Raw genomic sequence first — 14,646 nt, 5'->3', positions numbered from 1 at the left:
CCGCCATGACACGATATTCGATTACTAGTTCGAATGAATCAAGTCGGCCGCGCGGGTGCCGTCGCAAGTCCCCACGATCGATGTCCCGTGTCACCGAACCTTGGTCGCGTGCCATCGAACCTTGAGGACGCGAGTTCGTGTCGTCGAAGTTTGAGCACAGGGTCAAGGGTCGGCGGGCAGCTGGATGGCGCCGGGAACGGCGGTACGGCCGCGCGATGAGTTCGCGGACCCGGAACGGTCTACCCCAATGATGAACGGATCAGGCTGCTCACCGCGAAGGCGACGGAAGGTCGCCACAAGGAGGACGGCACAGTGACCAAACGTTTGGGCAGGGTGACCTGCGACCTCTCGATCTCTGTCGACGGGTACTCGGCCGGGCTCAACCAGGCCGAGCAGCGCCCGTTCGGCGACGACGCTGGTGATGGCTGGGGCGACAGGCTGCACGCCTGGATGTTCGAAACCCCGGAGCAGCGGCAGGCCGAGCTCGACCGGCTGACGGCGGTCGGCGCCTTCATCATGGGGCGCAACATGTTCGGCCCCATTCGCGGCGCGTGGGATCGACAGTGGAAGGGCTGGTGGGGCGACAATCCGCCGTACCACGCACCGGTCTTCGTGCTCACCCACCACCCGCGCGACCCGCAACCGATGGACGGCGGCACCACGTTCTACTTCGTCACCGACGGCACCGAATCCGCACTGCGGCAGGCTCGCGAGGCAGCCGGGGACCGCAACGTGTCGATCCACGGGGGCGCGACCACCATCAACCAGTACCTCGCCGCAGGCTTGATCGACGAGCTGCGGCTACACATTGTGCCGTTCACGCTCGGCGCCGGCACACGGCTGTTCGACGGCGTGCCCTCGCTGAATCTTGAGCAGGTGGAGTCGCGAGCAGCGGACTCGGTTACACACGTGACCTATCGCGTGCTGTCCTGAGAGAAGGGCGGTGTCACTCACAACTACCGCTCAAAGTTCGATGACACTCACTCAAAGTTCGATGGCATAGGACAATCGATGTCCTTGGACAGTGAAGCCAGTCGCCCTGTCATCCAATCGAGGCGTTTGACACCGAACCTAGTCGACACCCTCGCGCCGCCCCGACCGTCCGGTACCGCCGTTGGCCGGTACCGCCGCGATCGGGGCGGTTGTGCATCTGCCGGGCGCCGTCATCGAGGAGGTCCGGGGCCCGTCCTCGAGGACGGCATCATGGCCGACGCCGCTTACCGTCTGCTGCCGGCCTCACGGCCCGGCCTCACTTCAGGTGCCGGGTGAAGAACTGGTCCGCGGCGTCCCCCGCGAACTGCGGGACGCCGGTGTGCCCGCCCATGTTGGCGTGCAGCGTCTTCTCCTTGGAGCCGAAGGCGTCGAAAAGGTCCAGGGCCGCCTGCCTGTCGTTCCCTTCGTCGTCCCACTGCAGCAGGACGTGCAGCGGAATGGCGACCTGGCGGGCCTCCTCGAACATGGCGCGAGGCACGAAACTCCCGGCGAACAGAACGGCGGCCACGATGCGCGGCTCGACCACCGCCAACCGGATGCCGTTGGAGATCACTCCCCCCGAGTACCCGACTGGGCCGCCGATCTCGGGCAACGAGAGAAGGGCGTCCAGGGCGGCCTGCCATTCCGGGACCGACTTTTCGACGAGCGGGAGGATGAGGGCGTCGATGATCTCGTCGCTGACCGGCTCGCCGGCTTCCATAGCCCGGCGCAGGTCGGCGCGTGCCTGCTCGGCGGCGGCCCAACGGGGCCGGTCACCGCTCCCGGGGAGTTCGATGGTGGCCGTGGCAAAGTCCTCCGCCGCGGCGTGCTTGGCCCGGGCCACCAGTCGGGGGTACATCTTGCGCAGCCCGAGGGGAGGATGGCCGAGCAGGATCAGCGGGACCGGTGCGGACGCGGACGCGGGCGTCCACAGGATGCCGGGGATCTCGCCGAGGGTGAATTCGCGCTCGAGGACGCCGCAGTCGAGGCGCTGTTCAGAAGTGAAGTGCATGGTCGTGCCTTTCGGGAGGGCTCAGAAACGGCGCTCCCGGACGACCTATCGCCCGACCGTGACCCCAGAGGAGAGCACCCATGTGAATACGTTCACGGGCACCACCTCCTCGTTCTCTCGCACGGCCTCCGGAAAAGTAGCAGTGGTCGCCGTGGTCCGCCAACGGGTTTCTGCGGAGGCTCCGTGGCCGGATACGACGGAGCCACTCACCCAAAGGCCAAGGCCGTGCGGTCAAGGGCTTCGGGCCAGTGTGGTCACGGTGTGGTGCAGGCCGGGATGTAGGAAGCAGAGCCCTGTCAGGGACGGTTTGGCCCGGGCCTGGTACAGCTGCGACGATGCCGCCGCCATGAGCCTCCGTGGTGGGCCGGGCGCCCGGGCTCTCGTTCACCACGTACCTCCGCCACCATCCTTTGACATCGAAGTAAGTCCACCCAGGTCAGCTGATTGCGGTGGACTAAGTTGATTGTCAAAGGACAATCGAGTGAGCGTTGTCACGGCACCTTGACCGTTTGCCGCTGAAGGTTGATCACCTGGGGAGGCTGCACGTCAGCCTTCGTCCGCGCTGGACAGAGCTTCGGTGATCATGCGGGTGGCGAAGTCGCGGTCGTCGGTGAGTCGGTTGATGTGCTCCGCGAGCAGGAAGGCGGTGGCTTCCAGGGGATTCATCTCGTCCTTGGTCCAGGATCCGTACTGCTTGCGCCACAGGCTGGGGCTCAGGCCGGTGCCTGCCGCGACCAGCAGGCCGGCCATGGTGGGGATGGCCTCGGGACGGACGCTCTTGGGCATCATGCGCAGCGTGGCCACGAGGTTGGGCACCACGCACTCGATGACGTCCTTGCCGTGGTCCTCGTAGGCCATCCGCAGCCACTGCATGAACATGTAGATGAGCGTGCACGCGCCGTCCAGCACGTCATCGACTCCCCCGGGGCCCAGGGACCCGGCGAACTGGTCGGTCAGCGCTTGTTGTTCGGCGTCGGTCTGGGTCTTGCCGTCGTAGATGGCTTTGAGCCGAGAGTCGATCATCATGAGCGCTGCACCCACATCGCCGGCGGGAGCGTGCTCGGGGTCACAGGGCGATGACACAGGATTCCCTCCTCGGCTGACCGTGCGCAGCGCAGCGTGTCCGTACAGTAGCCCGCCGATGATCCGAGGGTCTGACGAATCCCTGCCCGAGTGGGTGGTCGGCTGCAACCCGGCCTCATCCTCCTGGTATCCAGGCCTTGCCGCCCACGCTCGCCGGCTCGCCTCCGCCTGACCTACGGACACGCCCAGGCCCTGGCCAACGAACGCGCCAGCATGCCCACTACCTGGGGGATTTTCCGTTCAGGCACTTCAGGCCAGAGGCAGCTGACCGAGCGGCCGACCGCGGTCGGCCTGCGCCTCCAGCAGAGCGGCCACGTCCGGCCCCCGCGTGAAGGCAGGGCCGTCCCAGTACGCCGGGGCCGCCACGGGCGTGAGCCGCACCTCGGTGCCGTGGACGCGCGCGGCGTCGAAGAGAGCCTGCAGCATCTGCACACCCGCCAGGTCGAGCGCGCCGAGGCGGGCATGCCACGTCTGGGTCTCCGGGTCGTACGAGGCGACCGGGCGGAGCCTGCCGAGCTGCTCCTGCCATTGGGGATCGGCGGTCGGCGCGGTCCGGATGGTGGCCTCCAACACCCAGGTGCTGTCACGGGAGTTCGGCGAACTGGTCATGCAAGGGACGGTAGACGTCGCCACTGACAACTCGCCCGGTCAGGTGAATCCGGAGCCTGAACAGAACCCCGGCCGTACACGAACACGTACTGACAGACGTGGACCCGATTCGAGAAGCGCACCTGTCCGAACCCGGCCTGCTCGTCATCGACGTGGCGGGCTTCGACGATGCCACCGTCTTGGCCTTCCAGGCCGCGATCGCCCGAATCTGGGGGACGTCGAGCGTCGAGCGCACCACGCGGGATGCCGGCCAGCCCGGTGTGCGGCTGCGGATGTACACCGATCTGCGGCAGGTCCTTGAGGAGGCCTCCTCGCCGGTGCCGGCGCCGTCGGCCACGTAGACAGGCGGGTCCGCCACCACGGGGGGAATGACGGACCCGCCCGCGTCCACGGTGCCACACCCGTCCCCGGCGCGCGCGGGCTGCGGGTGAAGTCGCTGCAGGAGAAGGTGACTTCGGTCGAGGCTGTTCACAGAAGGCGCAGGACGCCGACGACCTTGCCGAGAATCTGCGCGTGGTCGCCGGGGATCGGCTTGTAGGACGGGTTGCGGGGCATGAGCCACACCCGCCCGTTCTGCCGGCGCAGCACCTTCACCGTGGCCTCGTCGTCCAGGAGCGCGGCGACGACGTCGCCGTGGTCAGCGCTGTCCTGGCGTCTGACGGTCACGATGTCGCCATCGCAGATCGCCGCGTCGATCATGCTGTCGCCGGAGACCGGAAACCGACGAGTTCGCCGAATCCCAGAGGACTTTTCCTGGGAACGTGTGGTGAATCGGCCCCTACGGCATTGAGCCTGGCGTGGGTTCCGGTCTCAGGGAGCCATCGGTATCGCCGTTGGCCGAGAAAACGATCACGGCTCGTCCGCCAAGGTACTCACGGTGGGCAGCCTGTCGGCGGGAGCGCCCCAGGTCGTCTTTAAGTGCTGTGGGGTGGGGTGCTGGGTGACCGGGTGCGGTCCCGGCTCCGGCTCGTGTCCGTGACGGAGACGGCGGCTGCCGCGTGCTGGGCCGGCCTGGCCGCGTTGTTCGCCGCAGGAGGGCCAATCTGGCTGATCGCCGTGCTCGCGGCGCTGGGCGGGGTGACGCGCGCCCTGTTCTCGCCGGCGCTGGAGGGCGTGGTTGTCGACGTCGTCGAGGACCAGGCCGACCGGCAGCAGGCGAACGCGTTGCTGAAGGTGTCGACGACCACCGCGCGCGTGCTCGGCATGACGCTCGCAGGTGTGGTGGTGAGCCTCCTCGGTCATCCGGCTCACCGACGTCTTCGACGCCAAGGCCGCCGAGGAATTCCTCCGCAAGGCCGCACCGAGCTGGACACCGACCACCCCGGCCCCCAGCACCACGGACATCGAGCCAGTCCTCTCATGGCCGCCCTACAGGCTTGCCCCGACCGACCAGCCCGCGGCCGCCCTGCTGACGGCGGCAGCATCTGCCGGGCTCCCCGCCGGGCCGAAGGTCGCCGGACCGTCGAACATCGGAAATTTGATGGCAACTCGGAAGATTCCAACCACCGCCGGCTTCGGCCTCCCCTACGCGGGGCTCCACGGAACCGACGAGCAAGTTGACCTGTCTGCTCTTCCTCCAGTTCAGACGGCCTACCACCGTGCAGTGCTGACCCTGATGCGCCTGCCCCGTTGAGAAGCTGTCTGACCCCTTTGCGCTGGTCACGGCGCTATGTGGCGGGATCAGTCCTCTGCTGGCGTTCGGAGGGGAATCCACGGACGCCCCTCCGAACGCCAGCGCCAATATGCGGAACAGTGCGAACTTGGTACCGACGCGCGGTCAGGTGACCGGCGTGCGTAGCCGCAGCGTTGCTGCCTCGCGCAGAGCAACTGTTGGCCGCCACGGCCAGCGAGCCCGGAGTCTTCATGTGAGACCGCCTCTGGATCTGGCAAGACGATGCAACGGAGCGGTGCGGGTTTCTCCACTAAGACAACCTGACCGGTCCGCCGGCGACTGTTGCCTTGAGCTTTACCCAGGCGGCCGCTCGTGAGTTGCGAGACCGTCGATCGAATCTTAGAAATGTATTGCGCTAGAACCCGGGAGGAATGGCATGTTCAGAAGCCGAGTACAACGGTCTCGGGGCGCGAAAACGCGTGCGCTAGAACCCGGGCGGAGCGACATGTTCAAGAGCCTGGTGGAACGGTCTCGGGGCGCACCGAGAGGAGGGCGGGAGACGGGCGCGCCTTCACGTAAGGTCAGCGACCAGCCATGTGTTGGCGTCACGGATCGGGCAGTCCCGACTGAGATCGTCAGGTTCAGCGTCCTGCTGTCATTTCCAGGGGACGAAATTGGCAATGGCCCTTTTGAAGCTCAGTTGGCGTGCAACGCTGTTCATTATGGAAAATGTCGATCATTTCGCTCCAAGTACCTCGACGGCTCACTTGACCTGAAGGTGGAAGCGAGCATGCGCTCCTAGCGCAATCAGAGGTCGTTTTTTGCGATATTCCTGCAGGCCATCTACTGGAAGAATTCTTCCGCGACAATCGTCTCGAAAAGAGCGAAGGCGTGGTGGACGGTTGCCGCCACATTTGTGTTCGCGGTTGGCGGCGTGATAGTTACTGCTGCACCGGCCAACGCAAACACTACAACTACTTACCAGCCGGTCAATGACATCTATGACGCGCGGACGCAGGATGCGCCCAGCGGGGCTCATAGCATTGCCCGGGATGCGACCGTTTACGTCTGGCAGGGGGCCACTAACAACAACATATACTTCCAGTCGGGATATGGCGATGGTCGGAATACCCCGATTTTCCGCATGCCGTACGCCGCGACTTACAATTCGCCGTCCGTGACTGCGGTTCGTGATGGATGGATGATCCTTCACCGAGGAACTGACAACCGCATCTATTTCTCGACGAACGTCGGCACCGGCCTGATCGGTGTGGACAGTTTTCCTGTGTGGCAGGCCATTCAGGTGAACGGCCAGTTCCAGACCACGTGGGACACGCCAGACGTGACGGCCACGCCCGAGGGAAATGTTACGGTCGCCTATCGAGGGTCTGATGGGAACCTGTACACCGTCGAGGGGCAGGTGGATCTTTACGGCTACGCCTACTGGCATAACAACAGAACCGTCCTGGCGGCCGGCGGGGTCGGCCAGGCGGCGTCGGCTTTGGGGCCAGCTATTGTCACTCTGAGTGACGGTGAGCAGCGCCTCTTCTATAACACCCCTGATCAGGGGCATGCGCCGCGCCAGACCTTCAGGTCTAGCACCACGGATGGCTGGAATACGGGCGGCCCTTATGGCGTCCCGGGCGCGCCCTCGTACACCGCAGGAAGGCCCAGTGCAGCCGCCATTGGGCAGACGCTTCAGGTTGCGTACCTTCAGGCGGACTTTCAGGGACGCCCTATCCCTTCCACTTCCGAAGGGTACGGCGTGCAGCGAACCGCCTACGATGGCGGTATGAATCAGTGGGCTTGGGCTGGTCAGCTTGATGAACAGGGCTGGCGCGTGAATGATGCGCCAGCTATCGACATCGGGGACGAAGGGAACAGGATTCGCTTCATCCAGCTCATGCATGAAGCGAATATGGCCGCTATCGGAAGAATCCAGGTGGCCTATAGGGATGTAACGCACCTCTACTGATGCGATGTCCCGCTCAATCTTTGAGCGGTGACGCCAGGCTGCGGCAGTGGCATGTTCGAGGTGGCGCAGGCCATGGAATTCATGGCCTGCCCTCGTCCGGAGCGTCCTGCTCCAGATCCTGCCGCTCGACGACACCCGACGGCTCGAGGGCCACGTCGGTCTCCACACCCGTTCAGCCTCAACGGTGACGCCACTCAGAACCCGCCCAGCAGCCGCATCACACAGGCCGGTGGGGAACTCGCCGCCGAGACCACCCGGCGCGTGACCTCCCCTGAGTGCGGACACCGCCCCCACGGCACAAAATGGCTGAAACGACCACATATTCCTACCAACCCCACCCGCATCACCCTCTTGGCAGGTGACGCATTGGACTGGCAGTCTCGTCACCAGTCAAACAGGTGACGGGATCTCGTCCCCGAAACCCCCACACACGAAAACGGACACCCCACATGGACCTCAAGCTCGAACTCCTCGTCGTCCCCGTCTCCGACGTCGACCGCGCCAAAGCCTTCTACGAGAAGGCCGGCTTCCGCCTCGACGTCGACGAAGCCCCCCACGACGGCTGGCGCCTCGTCCACCTCACCCCGCCCGGCTCCGAAGCCTCCATCATCATCGGCAAGGGCCTCACCCCCGCCGCCCCCGGCTCCTACCAGGGCCTCTACCTCATCGTCACCGACATCGAGGAAGCCCGCACCGACCTCATCAACCGCGGCATCGACGTCAGCGACATCTTCCACGACGCCAACGGCCTCCTCTACCACGGCCACGACAACGGCCAGGTCACCCACCACGCCGAAGGCGGCCAGGAACGACTCGCCGGCCCCCACCCCGACCGCACCTCCTACGCCTCCTACGCCACCTTCACCGACCCCGACGGCAACGGCTGGGTCCTCCAGGAAATCACCCAGCGCCTCCCCGGCCGCTAAACACCACACCCCAACAACACAACGGACACCCACAACCCGTTCACCCCCCACACCGCCGGACCGCGGAAACCCCACCACCGCGCGAACACCGTGACGTGACGTATTGAAGGGCGTCGCACGCTTCATGTCAGGTGCAGGTCGGCGGGAGTCCCATCGCCCCGGTCAGTCAGGCCAGTCGTCGTTTCCTCGCGGCAGTTCGATCACGCTCAGGTTCTCCGAGTGCCTTGAGCGCTTGGCTACTGCCCCGAAACGGACAGACGTCCCCTGCTACGTCACCAGACCATGCGCGGGCTGTCGCCTCCATTGACATGGGCATCGCCGACCTCGACGGCCACCTGCGCAGTGGCGACTATCTTCGACGCCGAGCAGTTCCCGCTGATGAGCTTCCGCAGTACCGCGTGATCGGCGACCTCACAATTAACAACGTGACGAAGCCGCTCTCGATCGACCTGGAGCTCAACGGCACGGCCGCGGACCCTTACGGCAACGAGCGCGTCGGCTTCGAGGGCTCGGCCGAGATCCTGCGCTCCGAGGGGGGCCTGACCTGCAACGCGGTCCTGGAGGCCGGCGGTGTGATGGTCAGCGACAAGGTGAAGCTGAACTTCGACATCTCCGCGATCGAGACCGTTGGTGGTTGCCAAGACCAACGAGACGGCCGCCTTCCGCCCGCTGCTGGGATCCTCGATTTGGCCGGCGCCGTGGTCGCCTTCGACGCCCTGCACAGCGTCAAGGGCCAGGTGCGCCGTCCGATGCGGTAGAAGAAAGCAACTACATCGCGGTGATCGAGGAAATCAGCCGACCGTGTTGGCATAGTCAAGGCCCCGCCCTGGAACAGGTGCCCGTAGTGCACGCTGTCTCCGGGAGTGGGCACGGGCGGCGGGAGCCCGCTCGATCAAGACCATGGCTGTCGCGGCGAAACTGAGCGGGATCGCTTCCCGCAAGCGCGGCTCGCCTTGCGCACCCAACGGCGCTGACAGGAGAGCGCCGAGTGCAGACACGGGAGACGGTCTACGACTTCACAAGTCTCCATACCCACGAGGCCAGCCCGCCGACCCGGGCGGATAATGCGCGGACCGTGGGAAACGAGGACTCCAGCTGCCATGTCAGGGATGCCGAGCGATCCGGGACGCATCCGAACACGCCTCTGGATCTGGGGCATCACCGCCAGCCCGCTCCTATCGGGAACTTGGAACCGCCCTGGTCGCCTGGTCGATCAACATTTCGGCAAGTTCCCGGGCATCCTGGTACGGAAGCGTGTCGTTGAGCGAGGTGGAGAGGGCGCGGGCGCCCTCGAACAGCAAGGCGAGCTGCCGTCCGAGGGTTTCGGGCTTGTGCGCGCCTGCCTCGGCGGCGGTTTTGATCAGACGCTCGGTGAACTCTCTTTTGTGACGCTCGACCAGTGCTGCGGCCTCGGGCATCGTCCCGGCCGCTTCGACGGTGGCGTTGTGCAGTGGACAGCCGCGTACGACCTTTGCTGGCGGCGAGTCGGCGAACAGTGCCAAGAGACGCTCGCGCGCGCTGAGGTCGCTGCGCTCCAGAACGGTCTCGAGGTGCACGGGCCCCTCCGAGTCCGACTCGACACGTTGCAAGTAGGCGCTGACCAATGCCTCCTTGCTAGGGAAGTGCTGGTAGAACGTGCGAGTCGACACGTGCGCCACGTCTGTCAGCTTCGCGATACCGGTGACGTGTATGCCGTCGCGCGCGAACAGTTCGACCGCGGCGCGCAGGATGCGCTCCCGCGCCCCGCGCCCGCCTCGAGGGGTACCGGCCGTTGTTTCACTCGTTGCCATGCCGCAAGTATACCGATCGCTTTACTTCCCCCGCGGGGCGTGCTACGTTCGACGAAGTACAGCGATCACTTTACTTAGTGAGGGTTTCGCGCACTACCTGAACGCCGGCTCGTCTGGCGATTCTGTTGGCGGCTGCCCTTGCGATCGGATCGCGTACGGCGGCTCGGCTGTTGACCGGGCCGGTCAGGTTGATCAGGAGGCCACTGCCGCGGCCGTGCGGGAACAGGCCGGATCTAAGAGAGGTAATCATGCAGGACAAGGAAGCCTCCGTCGGCGCGGTGCCGGCGGGAGACAATGAACTGACCGAACTCGGTGTAGCGGCCGCAGCCGCCGCAATTCGTGACGGCGACATTACGTCCGAGGCGTACTCGGCCGCACTTCTGCGGCGTGCGCGGCAATATTCCGATCTGAATTCCTTCATTACGATAGATGAATCCGCCGTACTGTCCGCGGCCAGAGAAGCGGATAAGGCGCGCGCGGCGGGTTCCAGCGCTCCTTTCCTTGGCGTCCCCATCGGAGTGAAGGACAGTTACTCAACGCGTGATCTCCCCACAACGCTCGGCGTAAAAACCCTGGAAGGTTTCACGCCAGCCGGAGACGCCGATGTTGTCGGCGCAATCAAAAATGCCGGTGGTATCGTCTTCGGCAAGAACAATCTCGTTGAGATGTCCTGGGGGCTGACTGGAAACAACAGCCGCTATGGGCAGGTGAAGAATCCCTACGGCCGCGCACACGTGCCGGGGGGGTCTTCGAGCGGCGCCGGAGCGTCTGTCGCGGCCCGCATCGTGCCTGCGGCACTGGGCGGCGACACGGTCGGCTCCATCAGAGTGCCCGCGTCACTGTCTGGCGTGGTGGGCTTCAAGCCGACCACGGGACGGTGGCCGAGTCGTGGCATCGCGCCGGTTTCGCACACGCTCGACACGGCAGGGATCCTGGCGCGCAGCGTGGGTGACGCCGCGCTGATCGACCAGGTCGTCACGAATGATGTAGCCGCTCCCCTTTCTGATCGTTCCGATCTGCAGGGGGCGAGGTTCGCTTACGCTCCCAGGCAGCACATGGAGCTGATCGATCCTGACATCGAAAAGCATTTCCAGAGTGCGCTCCTGCGCCTGCAGGACGCCGGTGCCGAAGTTGTCGAGATCGACCTCGGCGAGGATTATTCCACGCTAACGGATCGGATAGCATGGAACCTGTTCTTCCGTGAGACGATGGAAGCGGTGACAGATTTCCTTCGCCAGAACAACTTCCCGGTTTCTTTCGATGAGATTTACCACGATCTCAAGCCGGAACTCAAGGGAGCGTGGGATCATCTCGTCCTGCCGAGCGGACAGGGCTATATTTCGCAGGAGGCCTACGAGGCGACACTGTCCGTCGATCGCCCGGAACTCCAGCGCCGACTCGGTAAGGTATTCACGCACAGCGGCTTCGATGCGCTGCTCTTCCCGACGACGCCCAGCCCCGCACCGCTGATCGAGCAGCGGTCGATGTTCACAGTCGCGGGCGAAGAGGTCCGTGACCTGTTTCTCGCGAAGAACACCGTTCCCGCCAGTGGAGCCGGCCTGCCGGGCATCAGCATCCCCATTGGTCTGACCGGACAGGGCCTGCCCATCGGGCTCGAAATCGACGGCGCACATGGTCATGACAGGAAGCTCCTCGATCTGGCACGTCGAGTGGAGTCCGTCTTCGACACCCTGCCCGCGCCCGCGTAAAGGTACGCGCGACGCCGCCTCACATGGAGTCATCCGGGCGGACAGCAGTCCGGAACCCATCACTCAAGCGGCGCCCCGGCGACCGGTGCTCAGCGACATTTCGAGTACCGCCTGACCAGGGTGGTTCCGGGGCTGTGCGGCTGGTCGGGTTGTGATCGGTTGAGGCACATAACAGGGCAGGCACCGGCTGCGTGATCATTTGGGCGTCTAAGCCCGATGATCACGAGGTGGCCTAGTGCCTGCCCTGTCCTCTCCCGTCCCCCGCCCTGGTGAACCTGGGTCCGCCGGACACCGGCCGGATCGCCGATCCGCGCTTCCGTAAGTGCCGGTGCCGACCACAGGTGGGAAGGACCGGTGAAGCCCTGGCCTGGGCCGCCCTGCTGGGGTTGCTGGCGTAGCGGAAGAGCCCTATCGCCGCCGCTGTAGCCGTCCGCACCCCACACTCCCGGGCCGACGGCCACTCCGTGGCCACCGGAAGCCTCCAGGCCGCGCTCTACTGTCTCTCCGGCCCTCGGGCTGCCCTGCTGGGCGTCTCACTGAACCTCTTTCATCCTGTGCTGGAGGGTGAAATGGCTGGTCAGCGGGCGTGGTGACGAGGCAGGGCCCCTCGTCGTTGGCGTGGTGATTCCACTCAGCACACCGGCGACCGAAGGGGCCCTGTGGTTCCGTATCCTGCCATGCTCGATGTCCCGTATGAGCTCGTCGAGCATGTTGCCTGGCTGCTGTACGAGCATCGCCGGGCCCGTAACATCCGGTGGCGCAAGCTCGGCTGTTTCCAGCAGGCGTTGCTCACGCTGGTCCATCTGCGCACGCAAGAACGAGACGTTCTCGCAGCTCGGAGCCGGTTTCGGGATATCCCAGAACACCGCCTGGCGATACGTCAACGAGGCCCTGGACGTTCTGGCTTCCTGGGCGCCCGGCCTCCATGAAGCGCTCACCGGCCTCGGTGAGGGCGACCACGTCATCGTTGACGGCACCCTGATCCCCATCGACCGGATCCGCGCGGACGAGCCGTACTACTCGATGAAACACCGCCGGCACGGGATGAACGTGCAGGTCATCGCCCGCCCGGACGGCACGCCACTGTGGTTCTCCCGCGCGACGCCGGGCCGCACCCACGACCTGACCGCGGCCCGGGCCCACGGCATCGTCCAGGCTTGCCTGACCCGGCAGATCCTCGTTCTCGCGGGCCGCGCCTATCAGGGCGCCGGCGCCACGTTCCGCACCCCGTACTACCACCACCGCGAACAGCCCGAGCACTACCAGCAGTTCAACCGCGACCATGCCCGGTTGAGGGCCCCGGGAGAACGCGCCTTCGCACAGCTGAAGTCCTGGCGACTGCGCCGACGAGCCAGATGTTCCACACGCCGCATCAGCACCATCGTCCAAGCCGTCCACATACTGCTGACCTGCGACTATTCAGGATGAAAGAGGTTCAGTAGTGAACTCGCGAGTAACGTCTGGCGTGAGACTGCACACTCCGGTAGCCCAGGCGGCGAGCAGTGGGAGCCTGCAAGGGGCCCATTCCAGGGGGGAGGTATTGGTTGCTCAACAGAGAGGTATCTTCACCCCTCAGAACCAGCTCATCGGGCGAGTACGTGGCGATTGATAGAGGAATTCAAAGGGTCCCACCCTCCGAGCAAGGGGTGTGGGGGGCGAAGCGACTGAGAGTTGATGGGTACGTATTTCCCGTGCACCCAGCCACGGGCATGAGGGTGCGTCGCGGAAACTTCTACATTCACGGAGGTTCGTCGACTGCCCCCAGCTCTTCAGGTTGCATCAAGGTGCCGGCGATTAATGTCGGTGGCTTCTTCACGGAATTCGAGAAGTTCCGAAAAGATGCCAAGATCCCCTTGTATGTTGATTAGAGGGGATTACCCCTTCAGTCGTAGGGCCCTCCGGGGGAAGCTGAAGGGCCATGACGGGCGCATCAGACACCCCGCCCAGCACCCCGCCTCACGGCCGTACACAGGGGATCCTGCGCACCCACCGGCACATCGCCCCGGCTGGTCAAGCGAGGAGCGGTCCTGGCCGGGGGAGCCCGGCGTGGGGGTAGCAGAGGCCGCCGCCGAGCGGTGGGACGGGCAAGCGGCCGCGGAGTCGACGGTGAGTCTGTGGGGTGCTGGGCAGGACCGGGGGTCTGGCTGCGGACAGTCCAGTTTCGGTCCAGGACCTGTTGCCTCCCCATGCCTGTGGCGTCGTGGGAGGTCAGGATTTGCCCTACGTGCCTGACACGTCTCTGGCGATGCGACCAGCGTCAACACTTGATAGCTGTGAATTCACGAAACTGTGGATCATCACTCGTTGCTCATCGCGCGTCCGCCGACGCGCTCGAAGACGAAGGGGCGCGGCGGAGGTGAGCACCGCCGCGCCCCGCCGCAGGCCGTTGTCCACGCCGGCCTCGTAGTCCACGTGGGGTCCCGCATGTCTGCGTTCTTCGGTTACCGCTAAGAGCTCGTAACGCGATCTTGTTGGTGTGTGCTGATCGGGCGTGACCGCTGTGATGATTCGGCTGTTCGTGAGGTGTGGGGAATCGGCCGTGGATCGTGGACGACGAACTGTGGGCGCTGATCGAGCCGCTGCTGCCGCCCTGGCCAGAGAAGGCACCTGGCCCGAAACCGGTGGATGACCGGCTGTGCCTGCAGGGCATCTTGTACGTGCTCTACAACGACGTCAGCTGGCAACTGCTGCCGCTGGAGCTGGGGTTCGGCTCCGGGCAGACCTGCTGGCGTCGGCTGGGCCGGTGGCACGAAGCGGGTGTCTTTGAGCGTCTGCACCAGATTCTGTTAGCCGAACTGCACGCGGCCGACGAGCTGGACTGGTCGCGGGCTTGCGTGGATGCCTCCCCCATCCGCGCGAAAAAGTGCCTCTATGGCTTTCGTCAAGCTGTGGTGGGAGTCGGGGGCTCATAGAAGGTGCCGTCTCTGAGCATTGCGAAGAGCACGTCGATGCGTCGTC

The 14,646-nt window shown here is 65.2% G+C and carries 11 protein-coding genes and 4 pseudogenes; 10 read left to right on the top strand and 5 right to left on the bottom strand.

The features are described from left to right. Positions 1 to 312 precede the first annotated feature (312 nt). Complete coding sequence (locus tag ACTWQJ_RS29565) at positions 313 to 933, top strand: dihydrofolate reductase family protein (RefSeq protein ID WP_443309587.1); 621 nt, start codon at positions 313 to 315, stop codon at positions 931 to 933. A gap of 316 nt (positions 934 to 1,249) precedes the next feature. Here the strand turns inward: ACTWQJ_RS29565 and ACTWQJ_RS29560 are convergent, their stop codons facing one another. From ACTWQJ_RS29560 to ACTWQJ_RS29550, 3 genes are all read right to left on the bottom strand, one after another. Beyond that, positions 1,250 to 1,984 carry a dienelactone hydrolase family protein gene (locus tag ACTWQJ_RS29560; RefSeq protein WP_443309586.1) on the bottom strand — a complete coding sequence of 245 codons (735 nt, stop codon included), beginning with the start codon at positions 1,982 to 1,984 and terminating at the stop codon, positions 1,250 to 1,252. Between the two features lie 546 nt (positions 1,985 to 2,530). Continuing rightward, positions 2,531 to 3,067 (bottom strand): hypothetical protein, encoded by a 537-nt coding sequence (locus tag ACTWQJ_RS29555; RefSeq protein WP_443309585.1) that lies wholly within the window; start codon positions 3,065 to 3,067, stop codon positions 2,531 to 2,533. A 249-nt stretch (positions 3,068 to 3,316) separates the two neighbouring features. Beyond that, positions 3,317 to 3,676 (bottom strand): hypothetical protein, encoded by a 360-nt coding sequence (locus ACTWQJ_RS29550; protein ID WP_443309584.1) that lies wholly within the window; start codon positions 3,674 to 3,676, stop codon positions 3,317 to 3,319. Between the two features lie 98 nt (positions 3,677 to 3,774). On the opposite strand from ACTWQJ_RS29550, the gene ACTWQJ_RS29545 reads away from it, so the two are divergent. Continuing rightward, the gene (locus tag ACTWQJ_RS29545; protein WP_443309583.1) at positions 3,775 to 4,017 is read left to right on the top strand and encodes a DUF6207 family protein; all 243 of its coding nucleotides are present in this window, start codon (positions 3,775 to 3,777) and stop codon (positions 4,015 to 4,017) included. 127 nt (positions 4,018 to 4,144) lie between these two features. Here ACTWQJ_RS29545 and ACTWQJ_RS29540 read toward each other — a convergent pair. Then, positions 4,145 to 4,390, bottom strand: a pseudogene (locus ACTWQJ_RS29540) (LexA family protein); the annotation flags it as partial. Positions 4,391 to 4,594: 204 nt separating this feature from the next. Here ACTWQJ_RS29540 and ACTWQJ_RS29535 point away from each other — a divergent pair. The 5 genes and pseudogenes from ACTWQJ_RS29535 to ACTWQJ_RS29515 all read left to right on the top strand — a co-directional run. Next, positions 4,595 to 4,855, top strand: a pseudogene (locus tag ACTWQJ_RS29535) (hypothetical protein); the annotation flags it as partial. 61 nt (positions 4,856 to 4,916) lie between these two features. Then, positions 4,917 to 5,309: a hypothetical protein gene (locus ACTWQJ_RS29530; protein WP_443309588.1), complete on the top strand. Its 393-nt coding sequence runs from the start codon at positions 4,917 to 4,919 to the stop codon at positions 5,307 to 5,309. A 1,123-nt stretch (positions 5,310 to 6,432) separates the two neighbouring features. Beyond that, on the top strand, positions 6,433 to 7,263 hold the full coding sequence (locus tag ACTWQJ_RS29525) for a hypothetical protein (protein ID WP_443309582.1): 831 nt from the start codon (positions 6,433 to 6,435) through the stop codon (positions 7,261 to 7,263). 449 nt (positions 7,264 to 7,712) lie between these two features. Then, complete coding sequence (locus ACTWQJ_RS29520; protein WP_443309581.1) at positions 7,713 to 8,189, top strand: VOC family protein; 477 nt, start codon at positions 7,713 to 7,715, stop codon at positions 8,187 to 8,189. A gap of 131 nt (positions 8,190 to 8,320) precedes the next feature. After that, positions 8,321 to 8,947 carry a YceI family protein gene (locus ACTWQJ_RS29515; RefSeq protein WP_443309580.1) on the top strand — a complete coding sequence of 209 codons (627 nt, stop codon included), beginning with the start codon at positions 8,321 to 8,323 and terminating at the stop codon, positions 8,945 to 8,947. Between the two features lie 417 nt (positions 8,948 to 9,364). Here ACTWQJ_RS29515 and ACTWQJ_RS29510 read toward each other — a convergent pair whose 3' ends face one another. Beyond that, a complete protein-coding gene (locus ACTWQJ_RS29510) occupies positions 9,365 to 9,979 on the bottom strand; it encodes a TetR/AcrR family transcriptional regulator (protein WP_443309579.1) in 615 nt (204 codons plus the stop codon). Between the two features lie 248 nt (positions 9,980 to 10,227). On the opposite strand from ACTWQJ_RS29510, the gene ACTWQJ_RS29505 reads away from it, so the two are divergent. From ACTWQJ_RS29505 to ACTWQJ_RS29495, 3 genes and pseudogenes are all read left to right on the top strand, one after another. Beyond that, complete coding sequence (locus ACTWQJ_RS29505) at positions 10,228 to 11,688, top strand: amidase family protein (RefSeq protein WP_443309578.1); 1,461 nt, start codon at positions 10,228 to 10,230, stop codon at positions 11,686 to 11,688. Positions 11,689 to 12,306: 618 nt separating this feature from the next. Continuing rightward, positions 12,307 to 13,116, top strand: a pseudogene (locus tag ACTWQJ_RS29500) (transposase family protein). A 1,097-nt stretch (positions 13,117 to 14,213) separates the two neighbouring features. Next, positions 14,214 to 14,546 (top strand): annotated as a pseudogene (locus ACTWQJ_RS29495) (transposase); the annotation flags it as partial. Between the last annotated feature and the right edge of the window lie 100 nt (positions 14,547 to 14,646).

Source organism: Streptomyces sp. KR55 (assembly GCF_052245645.1).
In the GTDB taxonomy this organism is placed as follows: domain Bacteria; phylum Actinomycetota; class Actinomycetes; order Streptomycetales; family Streptomycetaceae; genus Streptomyces; species Streptomyces flavusporus.
The sequence above is the reverse complement of the archived record's forward strand: the minus strand, read 5'-3'. Positions and strand labels throughout refer to the sequence as shown.